Below are 24,859 nucleotides of genomic sequence, written 5' to 3'. Positions count from 1 at the left end.
TGTTGGAGATAAATTTGTAATTTCGAACAAAGATACCATTTTGTCAAGAATCAGGCAAAATAGAAAAGATTAATTGCGGTATTTTTATTGTTGATAGTTTATTTTATCATCTTTACTTCATTCTTTGATTTTTGTTAGGCTATATCCAGACTTGGACATTATTCATACAATGTCCAGTATTGGTAGGGGCAGGCAGACAAGGAAGACTTTATCCTATAAGACTCTTCTATCTATACAAAGAAACTGAACAGCAACGCGAATGCAAACCCGCCGAGCGCAATGATCGTCTCCATGACTGTCCATGATTTTAGTGTTTGGATTTCCGTTAGTCCCAGATATTTGCCTACCAGCCAGAAACCGCTGTCGTTTATGTGGGAGAGGATGGTGGCTCCGGAGGCGATAGATATGACAATCAGTGCACAATGCATATCTGACAGGGCGTAGGCATCCAGTATAGGCCCGACAATCCCTGCCGCCGTGATCATCGAGACTGTGGCGGATCCCAGGATGATACGGACTGCCGCAGCAATGATGAAGGCGAGGATGATCGGAGGGAACTGTGTTTTCGAGATCAGTTGAGCCAGCACGTCGCTTACACCACTGTCGATCAACATCTGCTTAAATGCACCACCCGATCCGATAATCAGGATGATCATACCCGCCGGAGCCAGAGCTTTCGTGCTGATGTCGAGCAGTTCCTTGCGTGTGTATCCCCGTCGTGTGCCTAACAGCCAGGCGGCGATCAGTGTCGCAATGATCAGGGCTGTAAACGGATGGCCGAGGAAAGACGCAACTTCATAGAACGTTCCCTCATGCATATACCCTAATTTGATAAATAACTCGATCATCGACTTGACCACCATCAGGAGCAACGGAATACCGATGATGGAAGATACTATCCAAAAGGAAGGCAACGGATGCGCCTCGTCTGTCTCGTCTCCCTTTGCCAGTTCCTCGGTCACGTGAGGCGGAGGAGAAACTAGTATCCTGTTTCCGATATAAGTGCCGAACAAAGGCCCGGCAATGATCGTAATAGGCAACCCGATAATCGCACCGACCAGGATCACCCATCCCAAGTCGGCCCCTAACATGTCGGCGACCGCCACCGGACCTAGTGTAGGCGGTATGAACGTATGTGTCACGGCCAGTCCTGCCAATAACGGAATGGCATAATATAAAGTAGACTTTTTCGTATCTTTCGCCAGGGCGTAGACCACCGGGACCAAAATGATGAAACCGACATCGAAGAACACCGGTATCGCGATCAGGAAGCCGGCAATCGACAAGCTCCAATGCGCCCTTTTCTTCCCGAACCACTGGATCAGCGTCTTGGCGATAGCCTCTGTGCCCCCCGACGTTTCCAGAATCTGGCCGAAAATACTGCCGATCCCGACAACTGTCGCGACAAATCCCAAAGTTCCGCCTAACCCGTTCTGGATAGCAGCGCTTACCTTTTCCAACGGCATACCCGAAGCAATCCCCAGAAACATAGCGGTGATCAAAAGGGCAAGGAACGGATGCAGTTTGACCCATAGTACTAACATGAGCAACAACCCGATTGCCAGGATGGTGACTAACAAAAGCGTTGCGGGATCAGCCATGACGCGTATCCTCCATATAAGCACCCTTCATTGGCGAAACGCTATTGCGAGTGAAAATACTAAGAATGCCTGTGTTAAAGCGGGGAGCTGGCTTTGTCCAACGCCCGCGCCGTTTGGAGAGTACATCTTCCATCTCTTCGGGACTTTTGGGAATACCGGCTACACCGGTGATGTCAAGCCTGCGTGCCGGAATGTCGATACGGATCAAATCACCGTCTTCAACGAGAGCGATCGGCCCGCCTTCGGAGGCTTCGGGTGAAACGTGCCCGATGGCAGGACCACGTGTGGCTCCGGAAAAGCGACCGTCTGTAATTAGGGCGATAGTCTCAATCAGTTCAGGATCGGAAGCTATGGCTTCTGTCGTATAGAACATTTCGGGCATACCGCTGCCCTTCGGTCCTTCGTAGCGGATGAACACGGCCTCGCCCGGATGAATATGTTTGGTGAGGACAGCCTGGAGCGCCTTTTCTTCGCAGTCGAATACGCGTGCTTTCAGTGTGGCCTGCATCAGTTTGGGGGAGATGGCTGCATGTTTGACAACAGCCCCTTCCGGAGCGAGGTTGCCTTTTAGGATGGCAATGGCTCCTTGTGCCTTGATCGGGCTACCGACTGGTTTGATAATGTCGGACACTTTCATGCCGAGAGTCGGCAGATATTTGCGGCAATGCACGTAAAAACCGTTTTGTTTCAGTTCGTCCAGGTTCTCGCCTAACGTCTTGCCTGTAACGGTCAAAACGTCGAGGTGCAGGAATTCCCGGATTTCTTCCATGATTGCCGGGACACCCCCGGCATACCAGAAATATTCACCCGGCCAAAAGCCACTGGGACGTATGTTCAGCAAGAACGGAATCTTGCGGTGGATTTCGTCGAATAGTTCCGGTGGCAACTGGATGCCCAGTTCGTGGGCGATCGCTGGCAAGTGGAGGAGGCTGTTGCTGGAACCAGCTATGGCGGCATGTACCATGATTGCGTTTTCAAAAGCCTTGATCGTCATTATATCCGATGGCTTAAGTTCCTCTTTCGCCAGTTCCGTAGCCTGGTGACCGGCCTGGCGTGCCATCTCCTTCAGATCCTGGACTTGTGTCGGGATCAGAGCCGAACCCGGCAGGGCGATCCCCAGCGCCTCCGCAATGACCTGCATGGTCGAAGCGGTTCCCATGAACGAACAGGCACCACATTCAGGGCAGGCATCCTGTTTGTAGGCCATAAACTGTTCTTCGCTGATTTCCTTTCGTTCGTACTGTGCACTGTAGGTCCCGATCTGTTCAAGAGTGAGTAAGTTCGGACCCGCTTTCATGATCCCGCCAGGAATGAAAACGGCAGGCATGTCAAGACGGGCAATTGCCATCAAGTGGGCGGGAACGGATTTATCGCAGCTGGCGATATAGATGCCTGCATCGAACGGAGTCGCTTTCACATGGATTTCCATCATGGCGGCCATGATGTCACGGGAGACAAGCGAGAAGTTCATGCCGTCGTGCCCCTGCGCTTCGCCGTCGCAGATATCGGTGACGAAATAGTTGGCAGCCCGTCCACCTCTGTCATTTACCCCCTTGCCGGCTTCGGCAACGAGTTGGTCGAGGTGTGCGCTGCCCGGATGACTGTGTCCGTAGCTGCTTTCCACAATGATCTGCGGTTTGCTGAGTTCTTCGATGCTCCATCCGCTGCCTAACCGTAGCGAATCCAGTTCGGGAGCTAATTTTCGTAATTGTTGGCTTTTCATGGTATGTATTTTTTACAATGTCTAAATAAATTCCACCGGGAATGTGTGTCGCCTGCGACTTATCCGTTAAAATAAAGATGCTCTATCAGAATCTTCGTCCCGATGCCGATCAGGATCAATCCGCCTATCAGGTCCAGTTTGAGATCGATCTTGCGGCCGAAGTGGTTTCCGAAGTAGACTCCGAAAGCCGAGAGAAGGAATGTGACGATCCCTATTGTCAGGGCTTCCAGCGCAATGGCCGATTCGATGCAGGCCAGTGATATGCCGACTGCCAGCGCATCGATGCTTGTCGCAATGCCCAGACCGCACAGTGTCTTGTAGCACAACGGATTTGTCTTGCAATCCTCCTCCTGTTCCTGTGCGCTTTCGTATATCATTTTACCTCCGAGGTAAAGCAACAGCAGGAAAGCGATCCAGTGGTCGAACGCCGTGATGTATTTTTTGAAGCTCATCCCTGCCAGGTAACCCGCTATGGTCATTCCTGCCTGGAAAACCCCCATCACACAGCCGATCTTCAGCATGTGGTGATGTCTGTAGTTTTGTATGAGAGCTCCGCCGGTGACAGAAACTGCGAGACTGTCCATCGACAATCCCACAGCCAGTAACACTATTTCTATAAATGACATATTATATTAGAATGTTCATAATTCCGTTTCGATTTTATATTTGTTTCGATTAGGCGAGTCCCTTGAAATCAGTTCTCCGATGAATCCCGCGAGGAACATCTGCGTCCCGAGGATCATGGCTGTCAGTGAAACATAGAAGTAGGGCGAATTGGTGACCAGCGGCCGCAAATCTCCCGTACAGATGGAAATGAGTTTCGCACTCAGCACGATGATCAGTGCGATGAAACCGATGAAAAACATCACGCTTCCCCATAATCCGAAGAAATGCATCGGCTTCTTGCCGAATTTGGAGGTGAACCAGAGGGTGATCAGGTCCAGATAGCCGTTCACGAAGCGGTTCAGCCCGAACTTGGTCGTCCCGTACTTGCGTGCCTGGTGCTGCACCACCTTTTCGCCGATCTTGCTGAATCCGGCGATCTTGGCGAGGTAGGGGATGTAACGGTGCATATCGTTATAGACTTCTATATTTTTGATAACGATGTTCTTGTAGGCTTTCAGCCCGCAGTTGAAGTCGTGCAGGTTCGTAATGCCGGAGAATTTGCGTGCCGTAGCGTTGAACAGCTTGGTCGGAATGGTTTTCGACAGCGGGTCGTAACGCTTTTTCTTCCAACCGGACACAAGGTCGTAACCGTCTTCGGTGATCATCCTGTACAGTTCGGGGATCTCGTCGGGGCTGTCTTGCAGGTCGGCGTCCATCGTGATGATCACGTCTCCCTTGGCCCGCTGGAAACCGCAGTTCAGGCCGGGGGATTTGCCGTAATTGCGACGGAACTTGACCGCGTGTATCACTTCCGGGTTCTTGCTTTTAAGCGCTTCGATCACTTCCCAGGAGTTGTCCGTGCTCCCGTCATTGATAAAGATTACCTCGTAACTGAAATTATGTTCTTTCATTACCCGCTCTATCCACGCAAACAATTCTGGAAGAGACTCGGCTTCATTGTACAGTGGTATAACTACTGATATGTCCATTATTTGTTTTTATTTTCTTCTTATTTTTCTTCAGGCACGGGGCTTGCTGTTTGTTTGCGGCAAACCAGTGCTGCTACCGGTATGGATAATATGATTCCGTAAAATATATTATTGAAAATACCCTGGATAGCCATGTGGATGGGTGTGAAGTTGGTCCGGCTGATGGCATCGATCACTTCGCTGTTGAAATTAGCACTCTTCAGCGCGGCTATAGCCTGCGTCATCGTGTTACTCAGGAAATCGGGCGGAGCGATAAACTGGAAGAATATGAAATGCTCGATCGAAACGATCAGGGCAGCGAAGAAATACAGCATGATGCCGAACCGCCACGCATGGAAGAAACTGATGCTTCCACCGATCTCCTGCCGGTAACGTTTGGTCAGGTAGTAGGCGATAAAAGGAACGGCGATGCTCAGAACTTCATAAATATAGATAAGCGAGGGGATGGAATACCCGAAAATAAGGAACAGATATTTAATCACCCAATAGATACCCATAGCCAAGCCATAAGACATCGCGCACTTCAACAGTAAACCTTTATTCTCTTCCATGATAATGCTGTTTTTAATGTTCTCATCAGCAAAATTAATCCTTTTGCGAGAATATACAATATTTATAATTGAAAATGGACAATTGAAAATTGATAATTATTCTTTTTCAGCTAATTTTCAATTTCCAATTGTCCATTTTCTTGAGCCTCTTGTCGGATTCGAACCAACGACCCCGAGATTACAAATCACGTGCTCTGGCCAACTGAGCTAAAGAGGCAGGTGGGTAAGCTTACTACATCGCGCCGCTACAACCAAGTACCCTTGCTGCGGTCAAGCCCTGGGGGATTCCGAGGGAGCATGCCGTGTAGGACTTACCCGGGTGCAAAAGTAGATATTATTTTTTACAATGCAAGCGTTTTCTGCCGGTGTGAGCGTTATTTGTTTGTAAGTGGTTGGAAACCTTTTGTTTTTGGGCATGTTAAAAAATGTATGCAATAGCGGAAGATTGGAGGGCAGAGTTTGTTTATAAGGAAGGGATATTTCGGATTTCTAAATAATCTTGTACCTTTGCAACCAAATTCAAAAATCAAAAACACTATTTACAATGGGTGGTTTTTTCGGAACTATTTCTAAGTCGGCCTGTTCAACTGATTTATTCTATGGCACCGACTATAATTCTCATCTGGGGACTCGCCGGGGAGGTATGGCAACATACGATAAGGAAGCCGGTTTTACTCGTTCAATTCACAATCTGGAAAGTTCTTATTTTCGTACGAAGTTTGAGCCTGCTCTCGATAAGTTTGTGGGAAATGCCGGAATCGGTATCATCAGCGATACGGATGCGCAGCCGATCGTCATCAACTCCCATCTCGGCAAGTTCGCTATCGTGACGGTTGCCAAGATCAATAACATCGATGAGTTGGAACGGGATTTGCTGAAGGCGAACATGCACTTTTCCGAACTGAGTTCGGGCAAAACGAACCAGACGGAACTGGTGGCGCTGCTGATCACGCAGGGAAATGATTTTGTCGAAGGAATTGAAAACGTATTCGATCGGATCAAAGGTTCCTGTTCCATGTTGCTGCTGACGGAAGACGGCATCATCGTGGCCCGCGACAAGTGGGGGCGTACACCTATTATTATAGGTAAGAAAGAGGGGGCTTTTGCCGCTACCAGCGAATCGAGCAGTTTGCCTAACCTGGATTATGAAATAGACCGGTTTGTCGGACCGGGTGAAATCCTCCGCTTGCGTGCCGACAGCATCGAGCAGATGCGCCAGCCGAACGAACAGATGCAGGTGTGTTCCTTCCTGTGGGTATATTATGGTTTTCCCGTTTCCTGCTATGAAGGCCGGAATGTCGAGGAAGTCCGTTTCCAAAGCGGCTACAAGATGGGAAAGAAGGATGAGTACGAAGTGGATTGCGTCTGCGGTATTCCTGATTCCGGCGTCGGTATGGCTTTGGGCTATGCCGAGGGGAAAGGAGCGCCTTACCATCGGGCTATTGCCAAATACACGCCGACCTGGCCGCGCAGCTTCACTCCGGCCAACCAGGAAATGCGTTCGCTCGTTGCCAAAATGAAGCTGATCCCCAACCGGGCCATGCTGGAAGGCAAGCGTATCCTGTTTTGTGATGACTCGATCGTACGCGGGACACAGCTCCGCGACAACGTGAAAATATTGTATGACTACGGGGCAAAAGAGGTGCACATGCGTATTGCTTGCCCGCCCCTTATCTACGGCTGCCCGTTCCTCGGCTTTACTTCGTCGAAGAGCGACCTCGAACTGATCACCCGCCGGATCATCAAAGAACTGGAAGGAGATGAGAACAAGAACCTGGACAAATATGCGACGACCGATTCGCCGGAATATCAGAAGATGGTGGATATCATCGCCGAACGTTTCGGCCTGAGTTCGTTAAAGTTCAATACGCTGGAAACACTCGTGGAGGCGATCGGATTGCCGAAATGTAAAGTTTGTACGCATTGTTTCGACGGAAGCAGTTGTTTCTAAAGAGATATGATCTGATGGAATAAGGAAAATCATGTGCAGAAATGCGCATGATTTTTTTGTTGTTAGTGACACTTTGATTACTTTTATGGCTTGTAACATTAATAATAAGCTTATGACTGTAACAGATAGATTTTTGAAGTACGTGACGTTCGACACGCAGTCGAGCGAAACCACGGGTGTGACTCCCAGTACGCCGGGACAGCGTGTGTTTGCCGAAGCATTGGTAAAAGAGTTGGAAGAGGTTGGATTGGAAGACATCACCCTCGATGACAAGTGCTACCTGATGGCTACCCTGCCTGCCAATACGGCGAAGGAAGTTCCGGTGATCGGCTTTATCGCCCATTTGGACACAAGCCCCGATATGTCGGGCAAGGATGTCTCGCCCCGTATCGTGACGTATAAAGGAGGCGACATCGTGTTATGTGCCGAAGAAAACGTGGTGCTCTCGCCGCTCATGTTCCCCGAACTGAACGATTATAAGGAACAGGATATCATCGTGACCAACGGCAAGACCCTGTTGGGGGCGGACGATAAGGGAGGCGTGGCTGCTATCATCGCCGCCATGAAATACCTGAAAGACCATCCTGAAATCGAACACGGCAAGATCCGTATCGGGTTTACGCCCGATGAAGAGATCGGGGCCGGAGCCGACCATTTCGATGTCGAAAAGTTCGGTTGCGAATGGGCTTATACGATTGACGGCGGTCAAATCGGCGAACTGGAATACGAGAACTTCAATGCCGCTGGCGCCAAAGTCCTTTTCAAAGGGCTGAACGTGCATCCGGGGTATGCCAAAGACAAGATGCTGAACGCATCGTTGCTGGCAGTGGAATTTGCCTCCTGGCTGCCTGTCGCACAGCGTCCCGAACATACGACCGGCTATGAAGGGTTTTTCCACCTGACCGGCATGAGCGGAACGGTCGAAGAGGCTTCCCTTTCCTATATTATACGCGACCATGTGCGCACCGCTTTCGAGCAAAAGAAAGAGTTGCTGCACGAATTGGTGAAGCGCATGAACGAAATGCATCCGGGCAGCACGACGCTCGAAATGCGTGACCAGTATTACAATATGCGTGAAGTGGTCGAACCGAAGAAGTTCATCGTGGACTTGGCTTTCGAAGCCATGAAGGAAGCCGGTGTCACACCTCTGGTGAAGCCGATCCGCGGAGGAACGGACGGTGCGCGCCTCTCTTTCATGGGACTGCCTTGCCCGAATATCTTCGCAGGCGGGTTGAACTTCCACGGACGGTATGAATTCCTTCCGGTCAAGTCGCTGGAAAAGAGTATGGAGACAATTATTAAAATAACCGAATTGTTAGTTAAAGGCAATTATAAATCATAAATCACAAATCATAAATCATGAAAACAACTCCGTTTACCGACGTGCACATCGCACTCGGTGCCAAAATGCATGAATTTGCAGGTTTTAACATGCCGATCGAATATACCGGTATTATCGATGAACACATGACCGTTGTGAACGGCGTAGGCGTGTTCGACGTTTCCCACATGGGCGAGTTCTGGGTAAAAGGCCCGAACGCGCTGGCATTCATCCAGAGCGTCACCTCGAACGACGCTTCCGTGTTGCCGATCGGCAAGGCTCAATATACTTGCTTCCCGAATGACAAGGGCGGTATCGTGGACGACCTGCTGGTCTATCATTATGAACCCGAAAAATACCTTTTGGTTGTCAATGCGGGCAACATCGCCAAGGATTGGGACTGGTGCGTAAGCCATAACACGGTAGGTGCGGAACTGGAAAACTCTTCCGACCGTACCGCACAGCTCGCTATCCAGGGCCCTAAAGCCGTTGAGGTTTTGCAACGCCTGACTCCGGTCGACTTGTCTTCCATCCCTTACTATTCGTTTGTGACGGGCGAGTTTGCCGGTTGCAAGAACGTGATCATCTCCAATACGGGATATACCGGAGCCGGTGGTTTCGAACTGTATTTCTACCTGGACGATGCCATGACGATCTGGAATGCCATCTTCGAGGCAGGCAAGCCTGAAGGTATCAAGCCGATCGGCTTGGGTGCACGTGACACGTTGCGTCTGGAAATGGGCTTCTGCCTGTATGGAAATGACCTCGACGACACCACTTCGCCGATCGAAGCCGGTCTGGGTTGGATCACCAAGTTCGCCGAAGGCAAGAACTTCACCAACCGCGCCGAACTGGAACGCCAGAAGAAAGAAGGCGTTACCCGCAAGTTGTGTGCTTTCGAACTGGCCGACAAAGGTATTCCCCGTCACGGCTATGAAATTGCCGATGCCGAAGACAATATCATCGGTGTGGTAACATCCGGAACCATGTCGCCTGTCTTGAAGAAGGGTATCGGTATGGGATATGTGAAACCTGAATTTGCGAAAGTAGGGACGGAAATCTTTATCAAGGTCCGGGGTCGCAATCTGAAAGCTCAGGTCGTAAAAACGCCGTTCCGCAAGTAAGGCGAGATAGATAGGAAAACCCATAGGGTTAGGAGGTGCAAAGCTATGCTTTATGACCCGTAACCCTATGGGTTTTGTTGTGCTTTGGATTTTGTTGTGATTATAGTGGGGGAAGTGGGAGATGTTTTGTAAGTTTGCATCCCGAATAAAAAATAGGATATTTCTATGTTGAATTTTCTGAAAAACTGGACATTGCCTGTTGCGATGCTTGCCGGTGCATTAGGGTATTTTATCTTTGCCAACTTCGCTTTTCTGGGGCCGATAAAACCGTTTATGAATTCTTTTGTTGCCTATCTGACTCCTGCTCTGATCTTTGCGCAACTATTGCTTACGTTTTGTAAGGTGCAACCGCATGAGTTGATGCCTTCTCCCTGGCATGGGTGGCTGTTGTTGTTCCAGCTTGTTTCGGCTTCGCTGGTAGCTGCTTTGTTGATATTTGTACGCATGGATGGTGCTTATAAGGAGGTTTTCGAGGGCGCGATGGTCTGCCTGATCTGCCCGACGGCTACGGCTGCGGCTGTTATCACCGGCAAGTTGGGGGGGAGCGCGTCCAGCCTGACGACTTACACGTTGTTGTCAAACATTTTGGCGGCGATAGTCGTCCCGTTGATGTTCCCGTTGGTAGAGCCTCATGCCGATATAACCTTTATGACCGCTTTCCTGAAGATATTGAGCAAGGTGTTCCCTTTGCTGCTCTGTCCGTTTTTCCTGGCGTTGCTGTTCCGCTATTTCCTGCCGAAGCTGCATCATTTCCTGTTGGGCTTCCGTGATCTTGCTTTCTATCTCTGGGGTGTCGCGCTTGCCATCGTGACGGCCCAGACCGTGAAGTCTCTTGCCGAAAGCAATGCTCCGGTAGGAGTGGAGGTGTTGATAGCCTTAGCCGGATTCGTGACCTGCGCCGTTCAGTTCTATTTAGGTAAACGGATCGGGACCCGTTATTTCGACCGCATCAGTGCCGGGCAGGCACTCGGCCAGAAAAACACCGTACTTGCCATCTGGATGGCCTATACCTATCTGGACCCCCTTTCATCGGTCGGCCCTGGGTCCTACGTCCTCTGGCAAAATATTTTTAACAGTTACCAGCTTTGGAAAAAGAGGAAGAATGATCCCATTCCTTCGCCATCCAAAAATTAGTGAGAGAAAGCTGATTGGCTTTGCGCTTTTGTTCTTCCTCTACTATATAGCCTCTTTTTTCAAAGAATGGGCGGGCTGTTAAACTTACTTCTGATGTGATTCGCGTAATTCCTGCTGTGATAGCATAACGCTCTATGTCATTTAAAAGTATCGTCGCGATACCTTTACCCTGGAAATCCTTATGAACAAACATGGAATGTAAATATCCCTGCGCAGTAATGGATGAAAAACCGACAATCTGTGACAGCCGGTTAGTAGCCACAATAAAATAATGTGTCTGGATCATCTCTTTTATACGAGAGAGATCGTTCCCGCACGATGCCCAATCTTCCACTTCTGCCTGTGAATAATCACGCTTGTTTATTGTGAGAACCGTCTCTCGAAATAAATCTCTGAGTTCAGAGGCGTCAGACAGCCGGGCTGTTCTGATTGTGTAATCTGTTTTCATATCATTCTTTTATCATCGGAATACTCATTATCCCCCTATTAAACGCTCCCTCGCCGACTTTTTTGAAGCCTACGTGTTGGTAGAATGCCTCTCCATACGTTGAAGAGTTGACCGTTATCTTTGTAAAGTTACAATCATTTATCATATGATTGAAAAGTGATTTTCCTATTCCTTGCCGATGATATTTCGGTTGGATGAAAAAGAGTGATATATGTTGCCTTTTTCTATTGATACCGATAACTCCTATCAACAGATTATTATCAAAAGCCCCATATAGATCAAGTTCATTCATTAATGATGTGTCATAGATGAAACTTTTAAAGGTTTCAATGCCTTCTTGGGTAAAGTCGCTGATACCACATTCCATACAGACTTGGTAGGATAAATCTGCGGCATCGTTGTATTCCTCTTTTGCTAATTTCCGTATCATGCTAATATCTTTAAGTAAGATTTGCAAATATAATCTTTTCATTTTTTATTTTGCTATTTTTGTGTCTGAGTAGGAACAAAATAGGTTTCAGCCATACAGAATTTAAAAGAAACGGTGATGAATGTAGAGGAATTTAGAGATAAAGCCGGGATGGCACATGAATAAGCGGCATTGGATAAGTGTTCACTTTAATCAGGATGTTCCCGACAATACGATTAAGGAACTTGTACGGCAATCTTATGATATCGTTTATCGTTCCCTTTCTAAAAAAGAGAAAGATTTATTTCTTTAGAGATTCCGGATTACACCCATTGACGACCGGAACAGCGTCGTTCAGTCGCAGGCCGGAGTCAGCAGAAGTTCGTAGTCTACGACATCCAGCCAGCGGTTGAACTTCAAACCGACCTTTTTGAAGCGGGAAACCTGTTTGAACCCAAGTCTTTCATGTAAGATGTTACTGGCTTCGTTCCCTTCCGTGATGCAGGCAATCAGGGCGCGGTAGCCATTTTCGCGACATGCTTCGATCAGCTTTTGCATCAGGAGCATTCCGATTCCTTTTCCGGTATGTCCGGGAGACAGGTAAACAGTCGTTTCTAACGTATAGCGGTAAGCGGAACGCTCTTTCCACGTATGGGCATAACAATATCCGGCGATTTCCTTGCCCTCCTCATAGATGAAATAAGGAAAGCGGGAAGATATTTCAGCAATCCGGACACGCATCTCCTCTTCCTGCACCGGCTCCGTGTCGAAAGTCGCCACGCTATGCTGCACATATTCGTTGTAAATATCCGTGATCGCTTTCGCATCCTGGAGTTCCACCTGTCTGATCATATCTCTTTTATCTTGTATTCTTGCCGCAAAAATAATGTATTGGTAGGAAAATAATCCCTATTTTTGTAAAATAATTGATATTGATATGAGATTAAGCAACGAGTGGTTTACAGCTCTTTCAGAGAATGAATCCGGACAACTGGTCACCGTTTCCGGTCGTGATGAATTAACCGAATTTATTCAGTCGGGCAAGTTCAAGGAGCGGGTGGAAATCACCTGGAAATATGAAGGTGACGACAAAGGAATGCCTTCCGAAGCGCTTGCCGGAAAGATGGAGGAGGTGCAGGAAGTTCTGCGTAAGGCGATGGAAAAAGACAAACTCTCGATCCTGACCGGGGTTTATACCGGAGGCGAGGAGAGGATATGGGTCTATTATACCCGTACCGTCCGCGTCTTTGGTGAACGGTTGAACGAAGCCCTGGCTCCGTTTGAAATGTTGCCGCTCTCTATCTATACGGAGGTGGACCCCGAATGGGAGGAATACCTGGATATGTACGAGATGAAGGAATGGGCTATTGAATGACGTCTCGCCCGTACGGAAAAAATAAAGGGACTGCCCCGACACTGGGACAGTCCCTTTGCTATAGGTGAAAAAAAGATCAGATATTGTCTATTCCAATCTAACCAGCCTGTAGATCAATTGCTGGATAGCTTCCTGGTAGTCGTCGATGATGGACTGTGAGAAGGCTTCCGGGAAAAGGTCCCTGTGTTTCTCTACATAATTGTAGAACTCGGAAGCATGTTTGTCGATATCGCCCGGAGTTTTTGTTTCGGGGATGGAAATATGCAAATCGCCGACTAAAGCGTAAGTCGTTTCGGTGATTCTGTCGATAATATCCAAAAGGGAAGCGATTGCTTCGTCCAGCGCCATATGTTTGGCATAGCTGCCGGTGCCGGTAACACTCCAGTGATAAAGTTTCAAGCTACTGTTAAAGGAGAAAAGTTCTCCGATAAATGTTGCTATCTCCATGTTTGAAGAATTTGTCATACTCTGTTTCTTCTCAGATTTTTTTACTGTTGCTGTACTCATAGTGAATCTATTTTGTGTTTCTTGTTTCTGTGTTTTAAACAGTTTCTCTTTCCTGAAAGTTTAGAAACCGAATGCTAAATATGTTTATTTTGGAGGGGATAACTATTTGCCGATAGACATTGTTTATATCTGAAAATGGACATATAAATAGGAAAGATATGGTACAGATTAAATTGAAACGTGTTTATGATGATATGGATCCCTCCGACGGTCTGCGTGTTTTTGTAGATCGTTTGTGGCCGAGAGGCATGAAGAAAACGTCTTTCCATTATGATATCTGGGCAAAAGATATCACGCCTTCCCCGGAGTTGCGCACCTGGTTTCATCAGGACCCGGAGAAAAGGTGGGACGAATTTGCTTCCTTGTATAAAAAGGAACTGGCAGGATCGGGGGCTGTGAAAGCCTTTATCGAATCGATCCGTACGCATCCGATCGTGACTTTGTTGTATGCTTCTAAAGAAAAGGAACATAATCACGCAAGAATATTAAAAGAGTTTTTAGATTCGCTTATTTAACAGGCGACAGCAGAATCTTTTGGGGGGATGTGTCAAAATGTACTTGTCCCCGCGTCAAGCGCGGGGCTGCAAAAGAACAGGCCTTATCAATCAGATATTTATACGGCCAGTTTTCATGCGTTCCCGCGTCAAGCGCGGGAACAAGTCTGTTTTGACACCTCCGGTTCCGCCTTGAATTTTTGATTACTTTTAGGTTAAGCCAAAAGTAAAAGACAAATTATTGTTTCATCAGATATGATTTGAAACTTTCGAAGTCCTTTCCCATCCCGACGCTTTGCTTTTCTCCTTGCATGAAGGCTTTCAGTTTGGCGGGGATTTCGATGTCGGCATTTAGGATCTTGTCTACGGTCCCTTTGAACTTCGCAGGATGGGCGGTTTCGAGGAACAGGCCGGTTTCGTTCGGGGCCAGTTTATTCTCGATTAAAGCCTGGTAGCCGCAAGCACCGTGGGGGTCTAACACGTAACCCGTTTCGTTGTAAACCTGCTTCATGGTTGCCCCGATCTCTTCGTCCGTGAAACGGTAGCCGCTGATCAGTTGGCTGATTTCGCCGTGTGGATTGCCGTTCTTGCCGTACAAGTCCAGGATGCGGGCGAAGTTGCTCGGATCGCCGACATCCATAGCATTGGCGATAGTCGGAACGGAAGGACGCGGCGTGTAGACACCCGTGCGCAGGTATTCCAGGAATACGTCGTTGCGGTTGTTGGCAGCCACGAAACGTTTGATCGGCAATCCCATCCGGTGGGCGAACAACCCGGCTGTGATATTGCCGAAGTTCCCGCTGGGGACGGATACGACCAGTTGGTTCGCTTTGCCAGCTTTATCCAATTGTGCATACGCGTTGAAGTAGTAGAAAGATTGCGGCAGGAAACGTGCCACGTTGATGGAGTTGGCAGATGTCAGCTTCATGTGGCGGTTCAGCTCTTTGTCCATAAAAGCGGACTTGACCAATGCCTGGCAATCGTCGAACGTCCCGTCTATTTCCAGCGCCGTGATGTTTTGTCCAAGCGTGGTGAACTGGCATTCCTGGATCGGGCTTACCTTCCCTTTCGGATAGAGCACATACACGTGAATGCCCGGCACGCCAAGGAAGCCGTTTGCAACGGCACTTCCTGTATCACCGGAAGTGGCCACTAATACGTTCACCTGCTTCAACCCCTCTTTTTTGATGAAATAGCCTAACAGGCGGGCCATGAAACGTCCGCCTACATCCTTGAAAGCCAGTGTCGGGCCGTGGAAAAGTTCAAGGCTGTAGATATTGTCGCGTACAAGGACGACCGGTGTCTCGAACGACAGCGTGTCCCGGACGATTGTATCGAGCGTTTCCGGTTCTATATCTTCCCCGAAGAAAGCCCGTGCTACCGTGCAGGCGATTTCATGGAACGATTTGTTTTTGAGACCGGAGATCACATCTTTCTCCAAAGGCCGGATGTGTTCCGGCATATATAAACCTTTGTCACCGGCAAGACCTTTTACGACGGCTTCTTCCAGCGAGGCGAGCGGAGCTTGTTTGTTTGTGCTGTAATATTTCATACTAATTCTTTTATAAATTCGTCTTTTTCTAATATGCCATATTTCCCTTCCAGTACGGAGAACTCGTCGAAACGCGTCACGCTGTCAGGCTCTTGTCCCGGTTTATAGATCAGGAAAGGGACAGGCGTGTTTGTGTGCGTACGGATGGAGCAAGGAGTCGGGTGGTCGGGCAGTACGGCAATCGCTACCGGTTCATCCCATTTCTTCAACTCTTCGAAGATGATGCCGATAGCCCGTTTGTCCAGGTTTTCGATGGTCCGGATCTTCAGGTCGACATCCCCTTCGTGTCCGGCTTCGTCGCTGGCTTCGACATGGAGGTAGACAAAGTCGTTTGTCTTCAAGGCTTCGAGGGCGGCATGCGCTTTTCCTTCGTAGTTCGTGTCGTAGAGCCCGGTAGCCCCTTCGACGTCAATCACTTTCAGCCCGGCATATACGCCTATGCCCCGTATCAGGTCGACGGCCGAGATGACGGAACCCTGCTTGAAGCCATACATTTCCTGCATGGTCTGCATAGCCGGACGATATCCAGGCGACCAGGGCCATATGCTGTTTGCCGGGTCTTTCCCGGCTGCGATGCGCCGGCGGTTGACGGGATGGTCTTTCAGTATCTCCTGCGATTTCAGGATCAGGTCGTTCAGCATATCAGCTGTCTCCTGCGCTTCGGGAACTTCCGGTTTAATCATCAAGGGGCGGAAAGGATGGAGAGGCACATCGTGCGGGGGAGTGCAATCCAGACGTTTGTCGCCTCCTTTCACTACTAACAGGTGGCGGTAAGACACACCGGTATAAAAATGTACGCGATCGGACCCCAGCTGCTCGTTCAGAAAGCGGATCAGTTCGTCTGCCTCCTCCGTGGTGATATGGCCGGAAGAATGGTTCTTCAGGACATCGCCTTCCACGCAGATCAGGTTACAGCGCATGGCCATTTCCCCCGGTTTCAGGTCATATCCGATACTGGCTGCTTCCAGCACGCCCCGCCCTTCGTAGACGGTCGGAAGGTCGTAGCCTAATACTGCCATATTCGCCACTTCGCTACCCGGATGGAAACCGTCGGCAACGGTCTTCATACGTCCGGTAACGCCCAGTTCGGCCAGTTTGTCCATATAGGGAGTGTCTGCATATTGCATCGGTGTCTTGCCGCCCAAAGCCTCTATCGGCTCGTCGGCCATACCGTCTCCCAAGATGATTATACTTTTCATAATTTATCGAATGTTAGCGATCGAAATAATATCAGCGAAGACTCCGGCTGCCGTGACGTCGGCTCCGGCTCCATATCCTTTGATGATCATCGGATACTCGTGGTATCGTTCGGTAGAGATCATGATGATGTTGTTGCTGCCTTCCAGTTCGTAGAACGGGTGGTGCGCATCGACCTCCTGCAAACCGACTTCACACGCCCCGTTTTCCATTTTGGCAACGAAACGGAAACGCTTGTCTTCCGCTTCCAACTGCTGGCGCTTTTCTTCGAACCGGGCATCCAGACCCTGTATGTTACGCCAGAAATCATCCAGCGAGCCTTCGAAGTAGCTTTCGGGAATGAAAAGGTTACGCTTCACATCTTCCTGCTCCACCTTGTAACCGGCTTCGCGTGCCAGGATCACTAATTTGCGTATCACGTCCTTCCCGCTCAGGTCGATACGGGGGTCCGGTTCGGAGTAACCCTCTTCTTTCGCCATCATGATCGCTTTACTGAAAGGAATGTCCGCACTTAGCGTATTGAAGATATAGTTGAGCGTGCCGGAAAGGACAGCCTCTAATTTCAGGATATGGTCGCCGCTGTTGATCAGGTCGTTCATCGTGTTGATGATCGGCAGTCCGGCCCCGACGTTTGTTTCGAACAGGAACTTGATGCCGCGGTGACGGGCCGTTTCTTTCAGCTTGATATAGTTTTCGTATGAAGAAGAGGCGGCGATCTTGTTTGCCGCAACGACCGATACGTTGTTGTTCAACAATTCCTCGTAAAGGTCGGACACCGCCTGGTTGGCCGTGCAATCCACGAATACCGAGTTAAAGATATTCATCTTCAGAATTTCATCTTTCAGATGTTCGGGCGAACTTTCCTGCCCGTTCTTTTTCAGTTCGTCGATACAGGTTTCCAGGTTCAGCCCTTCGCGGCAGAAGATAGCATGCATGCTGTTGGCTATGCCGACAACATTCAGTTTCAGCCCGTTCTGTTGCATCAGTTTCGGTTGTTGGATGCGGATCTGTTCCAACAGGTTTCCTCCGACCGTACCGACACCCGCGATGAAAAGGTTCAACACCTTGTATTGGGAGAGAAAAAAGGAGTCGTGGATCGAGTTCAACGCCTTGCGCAGGTATTTCAGCTTGATGACGAACGAAATATTCGTTTCGGAAGCCCCCTGTGCACAGGCGATCACGCTGATACCTGCGCTGCCCAGGGTCCCGAACAGCTTACCGGCGATACCCGGAGTGCGCTTCATGTTTTCACCTACGATAGCGACGGTAGCCAGGTCCTTTTCCGCCACCGTGTCGCTCATGTCGCCCTGTGCGCGTTCGAGTGCGAATTCTTCGTCCAAGACCTTGACCGCCAGGTCTGCGTCCGCATTTCGGACGGCAAATGTCGTATTGTTTTCCGAACTGGCCTGCGACACCATGAACACGCTGATGCCGTTCTTCGCCAATGTCTTGAAGATACGGTAGTTGACACCGATAACACCCACCATGCCCAAACCTTGCACCGTGATCAGGCAGGTGTCGTTGATGGACGAGATCCCTTTGATGATCGCTTTGCTGTCATCTTGTACCCGTTCTTTGGAGATATAAGTACCCCTTGCGGTCGGGTTGAAGGTGTTCAGGATACGGATCGGTATGTTTTTGTGATAAACCGGGTAGATCGTTGGAGGATAAATCACCTTCGCACCGAAATTACACAGTTCCATCGCTTCCGTAAAGGTCAGCCGGTCGATGACGTAGGCCGAACTGATCACACGCGGATCGGCTGTCATGAAGCCGTCCACATCCGTCCATATCTCCAGCCGGCGTGCACCTAAGGCCGTCGCCAGGATGGAGGCGGTATAGTCGGAACCGCCTCGTCCGAGGTTGGTCACTTCTCCTTCTTTGCTCGAAGAGATGAAACCGGGAACCAACGATACTTTGGGCAGCGGGTCGAATGTCTCTTCGATCAGTTTGTTAGTCGATTCGAAATCGACGATATGCTTGTTGAATTGTTTGACCGTCTTGATGAATTTGCGCGAGTCGAACAGTTTGGCTTCGTTTATCACATTCGAAACGATCAGCGAGGAGATACGCTCGCCATAGCTGACGATCGTGTCGGAAGTCTTGGCCGACAGGTCGTTGATGAGGTACACACCTTTGTAAATATTACCCAGTTCGTCGAGCAAAGCCATCACTTGCTTCTGCACTTCGATCCGCTTTGTTTTGTCGGGGATAACACCTTGTATGACGTCGAGATGGCGGGTTACGATTTCGGAAAACTCTCTTTCGTAGGCTACATCTCCGTTTGTTGCCATCGAGGCTGTCTTCAGCAGTTTGTCCGTGATCCCCCCTAAGGCGGATACTACGACGATTACAGGCTCTTCAATGGCCTCTACTATCTTCTTTACACTCAGAATGCTATCCACGGAACCTACGGATGTTCCGCCGAATTTCAATACTTTCATCGATATGTATTTATTTAGTTGACAATCTACAATCGACAGTTTAAAAACAAAACTGCATACCGGTTTGCGAATGTCAGTTATTTACTAATTATTGATTGATTTGGAAAAAAGAAACGCAAGTGCAATGTGAGAATTGCAACAAAGCGGGACGTGGTCTCCGCACTTGTTTATTTGTATATGCTAAACCCCCCAAGGGGTCATTGTCAGTGCCCAGGTATGATATGTGAAACCTGTTAATGTCATTTGCGATTTTCCTTGTGTTTATATTTACGTCGGCAATATTACGCATTATTTTTCAAATGCAAGCATTTTTTTAGTTGAAAGTTGAAATTTGACAGAAAAAAGTTCGATATCACGCCAAAAAGAAGGACGTAGTTCTAACAGGACTTGGCGGGTTGGTTCCTTTCTGCTAATATTGTTAAATGCGGAAAGGCATTTGCAGCCGGCCTCCCAAGCCGCTGGAACAGGAGAGGCAGAGTCGTATGATTTATATTCTAAGGTATAGACTCGGTAGAAAAAAAACATGAAAACAGTTGTTTCGACCGTCTTATTCTTTTATGATCTGAATATTTTTTAGCCTTTCCGATTAAAAAATATCTTATTTTAGTTTGATTAATTATAAATTTAATATATTTGCGGCTATTAGTGTGTCGAATACAATGTCCTGTTAGAACTACGTCCTTATAATAAGGGATCGTTATTGTTTTATTCACCTTAATTAAAAGGGAACGTTTTTACAGGTCAATGTAGCTCTACTTGAATGTATCATTTAAATCTATTGATTATGAAGAGGTTCTTTTGGATTCTTTTTGTAATGTCCTTATGGGGGCATTTGCTGTTAGCACAAGAAAAGACAGTGTCTGGTATCGTAATTTCTACCGAAGACGGCTTGCCGATGATCGGGGTCGCTGTCGTAGACAAGCAGACGATGAATGGTGTAACCACCAATGAAAAGGGAGAGTTTTCGATGGCAGTCTCTCCACGTACTAAAACACTCCATCTCTCTTATTTAGGGTATAAAACGAAAGAGGTCTCCATTACCGGTCGAAGTATGAAGATTGAAATGGAGCCGGATATGGTTGCGATCGACGAGGTGATGGTTGTTGCCTACGGTACAGGAAAGAAATCGACCTTTACAGGATCGGCCAGCGTGGTCAAGAAAGAATCGCTGGAAAAAATCAAAGCATCCAACATAACCCAGGCTTTGCAGGGGCAGAGCAGCGGTGTGCAGGTGTTGAATAATTCCGGTGAGCCGGGCGAAGATGCGACGATCATGATCCGTGGTATCGGTTCCATGAATGCATCCAGTTCTCCGCTTTATGTGGTGGACGGGACGGCTTACGACGGGTATTTGAATGCGATTAACCCGAACGATATCGAGTCTATGACTATTTTGAAAGACGCTTCGGCTACCGCTTTGTACGGTTCTCGTGCTGCTAATGGCGTCGTGATGATTACAACGCGTAAGGGTTCCAGCGAGAAAGGCCAGATCAATTTCCGCTCGACTTGGGGATTCTCTTCTTTGGCGGTAGGATTACCGGATCAACTGTCGCCGGATCAACTTTCACAATTGACTTGGCGTGCTTTGTATAATGGCTATCTGGATTCAGGTTATCAAGATGAAGATTCCCGTTCCTATGCCTCTTATTATGTAATGGGCGAATTCGGTAATAATCCTTATAGTATCGATATGCCGGTCGGGACAGATGGGAAGATGGATCCCAATGCCAAATTGAATTATTCGGGAGATTGGAGAAACGCTTTGTTGAAATCCCGTTTGCGTCAGGAATATACAATAGACTTCAGCGGTAAGAATAAAAAAGCCGACTACTTTATATCAGCCGGTTACCTGAACGATAAAGGTGTATTTTCTATACAGCGTTTCGAGCGCTATTCTACACGTGCTAACTTGAACTATAGTGTAAACAAATGGTTGAAGGTCGGAACCAACATCAGTTTGTCTCACAGTGTGCGCGAAGGGTCTGCCGGTGATCAGACCGTATGGCTTTTGCGTACGATGCCGACATTGTATCCTATTTATGAATGGGACGGCGCGACGAATGCCTACAGATTGGACAAGAACGGCAATCGTATTTTTGACTATGGAAACTACCGTACTTCCTGGAGTGGAACTAACCCGTTGGCTGATGATACCTATAACAAGGCTCCTTGGACACATGACGATGTTTCCAATCGTACCTATTTTGAAATAACATTCATTCCGGGATTGAAATGGCGTACCAATTTCAGCGTGGATTTTTATCAGTATAATTATGATGGTTATGTAAACAGCGAATATGGTTTTGCTGCCGGTTATAAAGGTTCCGCTTATAAAGAAAGCGACCGGAATCTATCTTATACGATCAATAACTTGTTGACTTACGAGAAGTCTTTCGGCGATCATTCTTTATCCGTTTTATTGGGACAGGAAGCCTATGCTTTGGAATATAAACAGTTGTCTGCAGAAAAGCAAGGATTTCCTTTTCCTGGTGTTACGGAGATCGGTTCGGCAGCCGTGATGAGCAGTATGAATTCTTATACCAACAAATACCGTCTGTTAAGCTGGTTGAGTCGTGTCGAATATGATTATAAAGATCGTTACTACGTTTCCGGTAGCTTCCGTACAGACGGTTCTTCCCGTTTCCACCCGGATAACCGCTGGGGGCAGTTCTGGTCTTTGGGTGGTTCATGGAGAATATCCAATGAAGAATTTATGAAACCTTATAGTTCCTGGTTGGATAATTTGAAACTGAAAGCCAGCTATGGTGCAGTAGGTAATGATAATCTGGGAACCTATTATGCTTATCAAGGCTTGTATGCGACAGGCATGAACAACTACCGGGATCCGGGTGTGATGATCAGCCGTTTGTCAAACAAGGGTTTGAAATGGGAGACGAATTTGCAGTTCAATGTCGGGTTGGATTTTGCCGTGTTCAATAAACTGAGCGGTAGTGTCGAATGGTTCAGCCGTAAGTCTAAAGACCTGTTGTTTACATTGCCAATGGCTCCGTCTACCGGTATGAGCGGTATTGACCGTAATATCGGCGACGTTAAGAACCAAGGTGTCGAATTCTCTTTGAATTATGCTGCCATATCCAATAAAGATTTTAAATGGACCATCGATTTGAACGGAACGTCTTATAAGAACCGTATAACCAAATTGCCGCAGGCCGAAGTGAATGCCGGTGTCTTCAAATGGCGTGAAGGTGAATCCCGCTATAATTTCTGGGGAATCGAATATGCCGGCGTCAATCCGGAAACTGGAAACGACCAGTATTGGAAAACGATTTACGAAACGAACGATAAAGGCGAGAAAGTCGTGAAGGAACGGGTAAAGACTGAAAACTATAATGAAGTAACGAGCGACAGCCAGCAAAAATACTTAGGCGATGCCATTCCTAAATTGTTCGGGGGCTTTACCAATAACTTTTCATATAAGGGTATCGATCTTTCTTTCATGATCTATTACAGTATCGGCGGCAAGCTGTATGACAGCGACTATGCACAATCCATGTATTACAGGAGAGGCTATAGCATGCACCCGGATATGCTGGATTCCTGGACACCGGAAAATCCGAATGCCGAGTTCCCTCGCTTGACCACCTACTATAATTATGCGAATTATATGAGTTCCTATACTTCCAAATTCATTTTCAACAACTCTTTTGCGAGGTTGAGGAACGTGACGTTGGGATATACGTTGCCTAAAAACTTCACGAAGAAGTTCGAAGTTAATTCATTACGCTTGTTCGTGCAGGGCGACAACTTGGTTACGATCGGCAGTGCAGCCCGTCGCGGCACGGATCCGGAACAAAGCATATCCGGTACGACTGCCAACCGGTTCCCGGTGACAAAGTCCGTTTCATTCGGTCTGCAACTTAATTTGTAAAAAGTCTAATTAATAAATGATGAAGAAAATGAAATCAAAGAACTATATATTGTCGGTTTTGGCTACAGGCCTCATAGCGGGGAGTTTGGTTTCCTGTAGTGATTTTTTGGATACGAAACCATCGACATCTGTCGACGATACGGATGTCTTTCAAACGACTTCCGGCGCACAGTCAGCTTTGAATGGTTGTTATTATCAAATGCGTGCCTATGGTAGCGGGGGAGCTAACCGGGGTGACGACTACGGTATACCTTCCATCCAGATGATTTCGGACATGTGCGGTGAAGACGTGATGAGTAATGGTAGCGGTTGGTATGGCTTTGTTTATAATTATTGGGGAGAAACCCAAGCCAATATTTTCCGGGCCAGCCAGTTGTGGACCTTCCATTACCGGTTGATCAATAACCTGAATTCCGTAATCACCTATGTCGACGGTTCGGAAGGTGAAGACATCGATAAACAGTATATCAAAGGGCAGGCCTTGGCTTTGCGCGGATGGACCTATTTTAATCTGGCTCGCTTATTTCAGCAAACTTATGCGATAGCGAAAGATATGCCGGGTGTCCCTATTTATACAGAACCGACCATAGATAGTACACAGGGTAAACCTCGTGGGACATTGGAAGATACATATCGGCAAATCTTGTCCGACCTGACGGCTGCCGAGCCGATGTTGGACGGCTTTGTACGTAGTTCCAGCTATCCGAACGTATTTGACCAAACGGTTGTACAAGGCGTTTTGTCTCAGGTTTATCAAGTAATGAACAACTGGCCGAAATCAGAAGAATATGCAAAGAAAGTGCTGGCGGCTTATCCTTTGACGACGGCGGAAGAATATGCAAACGGGTTTAACGACCATCTGGCCAAATCCTGGATTTGGGGTATCAAACAGACGGAGGAACAAAATATGGGCGACTATTCTCCTTTTGCCATGTGGTATAATGGAGATCGTAAGTGCTGGACTTTTGCCTGCTTTATTCTTTCCGACCAGTTTGCCGATCTGTTTGATGAAGGCGATATCCGTTTCAAGCAGTTCGAACGCTGGGCCGTCGGTTCGGGGGAAACGAAAAAAGAATTCTGGATATCTCATAAGTTCCGGGATAATGAAGATTGCCGTGGATCGATGGTGGTCATGCGTTCCGACGAAATGTTGCTGAATGCGGCGGAAGCCTGTGCGCATCAGGGCAAAGACACGGAAGCGAAAGCGTTGTTGTGGCAACTTCAAGACTTGCGTAACGCTAAGCGTACGGAAGCAAGCGGCAGTGAACTGATCGAAGCTATCCTGAGAGAAAGAAGAAAAGAACTCTATGGAGAAGGTTTTTCTTTGTTCGATATGCTTCGGACTCAGAAGGGGCTTGAGCGTACTGGCAACCATCTGGATTGGGGGGGCTTGATCACATTACCTGCCAATTCATGGCGATTTATTTTCCAGTTGCCGGGAGCCGAAATGAAGAACAACAAATCTTTAGTTGATGAAATCTGGCCTGCCGGTGACCAGAATCCGTTTGACGGAGTTTATGAACCATAAAATTGATAGAATATGA

20 protein-coding genes, 1 tRNA gene and 1 pseudogene are annotated in these 24,859 nt (G+C 48.0%); 9 read left to right on the top strand and 13 right to left on the bottom strand.

Features of this window, described 5'->3' with window-relative positions:
- Positions 1–230 precede the first annotated feature (230 nt).
- The 6 genes from H8S65_RS00490 to H8S65_RS00465 all read right to left on the bottom strand — a co-directional run bounded on the left by H8S65_RS00490 (position 231) and on the right by H8S65_RS00465 (position 5,687).
- A complete protein-coding gene (locus tag H8S65_RS00490) occupies positions 231–1,601 on the bottom strand; it encodes a GntT/GntP/DsdX family permease (protein WP_186928005.1) in 1,371 nt (456 codons plus the stop codon).
- The gene (gene ilvD, locus H8S65_RS00485) at positions 1,594–3,324 is read right to left on the bottom strand and encodes a dihydroxy-acid dehydratase (RefSeq protein WP_186928004.1); all 1,731 of its coding nucleotides are present in this window, start codon (positions 3,322–3,324) and stop codon (positions 1,594–1,596) included. Before ilvD ends, H8S65_RS00490 begins: the two co-directional genes overlap by 8 nt.
- A gap of 59 nt (positions 3,325–3,383) precedes the next feature.
- Positions 3,384–3,950: a manganese efflux pump MntP gene (locus H8S65_RS00480; protein WP_186928003.1), complete on the bottom strand. Its 567-nt coding sequence runs from the start codon at positions 3,948–3,950 to the stop codon at positions 3,384–3,386.
- Between the two features lie 15 nt (positions 3,951–3,965).
- A complete protein-coding gene (locus H8S65_RS00475; RefSeq protein WP_186928002.1) occupies positions 3,966–4,919 on the bottom strand; it encodes a glycosyltransferase family 2 protein in 954 nt (317 codons plus the stop codon).
- Between the two features lie 20 nt (positions 4,920–4,939).
- The gene (locus tag H8S65_RS00470) at positions 4,940–5,470 is read right to left on the bottom strand and encodes a DUF4199 domain-containing protein (protein ID WP_186928001.1); all 531 of its coding nucleotides are present in this window, start codon (positions 5,468–5,470) and stop codon (positions 4,940–4,942) included.
- Between the two features lie 143 nt (positions 5,471–5,613).
- Positions 5,614–5,687: transfer RNA gene (locus H8S65_RS00465), tRNA-Thr, on the bottom strand.
- 327 nt (positions 5,688–6,014) lie between these two features.
- On the opposite strand from H8S65_RS00465, the gene H8S65_RS00460 reads away from it, so the two are divergent.
- From H8S65_RS00460 to H8S65_RS00445, 4 genes are all read left to right on the top strand, one after another.
- On the top strand, positions 6,015–7,421 hold the full coding sequence (locus H8S65_RS00460) for an amidophosphoribosyltransferase (RefSeq protein ID WP_186928000.1): 1,407 nt from the start codon (positions 6,015–6,017) through the stop codon (positions 7,419–7,421).
- Positions 7,422–7,533: 112 nt separating this feature from the next.
- Positions 7,534–8,763 (top strand): peptidase T, encoded by a 1,230-nt coding sequence (gene pepT, locus H8S65_RS00455; protein WP_186927999.1) that lies wholly within the window; start codon positions 7,534–7,536, stop codon positions 8,761–8,763.
- Between the two features lie 17 nt (positions 8,764–8,780).
- Entirely contained in the window at positions 8,781–9,866 is a 1,086-nt protein-coding gene (gcvT, locus tag H8S65_RS00450; protein WP_186927998.1) for a glycine cleavage system aminomethyltransferase GcvT, read from the top strand.
- A gap of 165 nt (positions 9,867–10,031) precedes the next feature.
- Complete coding sequence (locus tag H8S65_RS00445; protein WP_186927997.1) at positions 10,032–11,000, top strand: transporter; 969 nt, start codon at positions 10,032–10,034, stop codon at positions 10,998–11,000.
- On the opposite strand, the gene H8S65_RS00440 is transcribed toward H8S65_RS00445, so the two are convergent.
- Together H8S65_RS00440 and H8S65_RS00435 are read right to left on the bottom strand one after the other, a co-directional pair.
- The gene (locus tag H8S65_RS00440; protein ID WP_186927996.1) at positions 10,936–11,448 is read right to left on the bottom strand and encodes a GNAT family N-acetyltransferase; all 513 of its coding nucleotides are present in this window, start codon (positions 11,446–11,448) and stop codon (positions 10,936–10,938) included. The genes H8S65_RS00445 and H8S65_RS00440 overlap by 65 nt on opposite strands.
- A gap of 1 nt (position 11,449) precedes the next feature.
- Positions 11,450–11,878, bottom strand: coding sequence for a GNAT family N-acetyltransferase (locus H8S65_RS00435; protein WP_186928175.1), 429 nt, complete (start codon positions 11,876–11,878; stop codon positions 11,450–11,452).
- Between the two features lie 139 nt (positions 11,879–12,017).
- On the opposite strand from H8S65_RS00435, the pseudogene H8S65_RS00430 reads away from it, so the two are divergent.
- Positions 12,018–12,170 (top strand): annotated as a pseudogene (locus H8S65_RS00430) (MmcQ/YjbR family DNA-binding protein); the annotation flags it as partial.
- 41 nt (positions 12,171–12,211) lie between these two features.
- Here the strand turns inward: H8S65_RS00430 and H8S65_RS00425 are convergent.
- Positions 12,212–12,709, bottom strand: coding sequence for a GNAT family N-acetyltransferase (locus H8S65_RS00425; protein ID WP_186927994.1), 498 nt, complete (start codon positions 12,707–12,709; stop codon positions 12,212–12,214).
- An 85-nt stretch (positions 12,710–12,794) separates the two neighbouring features.
- On the opposite strand from H8S65_RS00425, the gene H8S65_RS00420 reads away from it, so the two are divergent.
- Positions 12,795–13,232 (top strand): DUF695 domain-containing protein, encoded by a 438-nt coding sequence (locus H8S65_RS00420; protein WP_186927993.1) that lies wholly within the window; start codon positions 12,795–12,797, stop codon positions 13,230–13,232.
- Positions 13,233–13,319: 87 nt separating this feature from the next.
- Here H8S65_RS00420 and H8S65_RS00415 read toward each other — a convergent pair whose 3' ends face one another.
- Entirely contained in the window at positions 13,320–13,679 is a 360-nt protein-coding gene (locus tag H8S65_RS00415) for a DUF5856 family protein (protein ID WP_255488989.1), read from the bottom strand.
- A gap of 218 nt (positions 13,680–13,897) precedes the next feature.
- Between H8S65_RS00415 and H8S65_RS00410 the strand changes: the two genes are divergently transcribed.
- The gene (locus H8S65_RS00410) at positions 13,898–14,254 is read left to right on the top strand and encodes a DUF488 domain-containing protein (protein ID WP_186927991.1); all 357 of its coding nucleotides are present in this window, start codon (positions 13,898–13,900) and stop codon (positions 14,252–14,254) included.
- A gap of 217 nt (positions 14,255–14,471) precedes the next feature.
- Here H8S65_RS00410 and thrC read toward each other — a convergent pair whose 3' ends face one another.
- The 3 genes from thrC to thrA are packed head-to-tail and all read right to left on the bottom strand — an operon-like array spanning position 14,472 to position 19,426.
- The gene (gene thrC / locus H8S65_RS00405; protein ID WP_186927990.1) at positions 14,472–15,785 is read right to left on the bottom strand and encodes a threonine synthase; all 1,314 of its coding nucleotides are present in this window, start codon (positions 15,783–15,785) and stop codon (positions 14,472–14,474) included.
- Positions 15,782–16,984, bottom strand: a complete 1,203-nt coding sequence (locus H8S65_RS00400) for a cofactor-independent phosphoglycerate mutase (protein ID WP_186927989.1) — start codon at positions 16,982–16,984, stop codon at positions 15,782–15,784. The genes thrC and H8S65_RS00400 overlap by 4 nt, the downstream gene beginning before the upstream one ends.
- A gap of 3 nt (positions 16,985–16,987) precedes the next feature.
- Positions 16,988–19,426, bottom strand: coding sequence for a bifunctional aspartate kinase/homoserine dehydrogenase I (thrA, locus tag H8S65_RS00395; protein ID WP_186927988.1), 2,439 nt, complete (start codon positions 19,424–19,426; stop codon positions 16,988–16,990).
- Between the two features lie 784 nt (positions 19,427–20,210).
- Here thrA and H8S65_RS00390 point away from each other — a divergent pair.
- Positions 20,211–23,315 carry a SusC/RagA family TonB-linked outer membrane protein gene (locus H8S65_RS00390; RefSeq protein ID WP_186927987.1) on the top strand — a complete coding sequence of 1,035 codons (3,105 nt, stop codon included), beginning with the start codon at positions 20,211–20,213 and terminating at the stop codon, positions 23,313–23,315.
- A 28-nt stretch (positions 23,316–23,343) separates the two neighbouring features.
- The gene (locus H8S65_RS00385) at positions 23,344–24,843 is read left to right on the top strand and encodes a RagB/SusD family nutrient uptake outer membrane protein (protein ID WP_186927986.1); all 1,500 of its coding nucleotides are present in this window, start codon (positions 23,344–23,346) and stop codon (positions 24,841–24,843) included.
- Positions 24,844–24,859: the final 16 nt, after the last annotated feature.

Source organism: Parabacteroides hominis, from assembly GCF_014287585.1.
Lineage (GTDB): Bacteria > Bacteroidota > Bacteroidia > Bacteroidales > Tannerellaceae > Parabacteroides > Parabacteroides hominis.
This window is presented reverse-complemented; position numbering and strand designations above follow the sequence as displayed.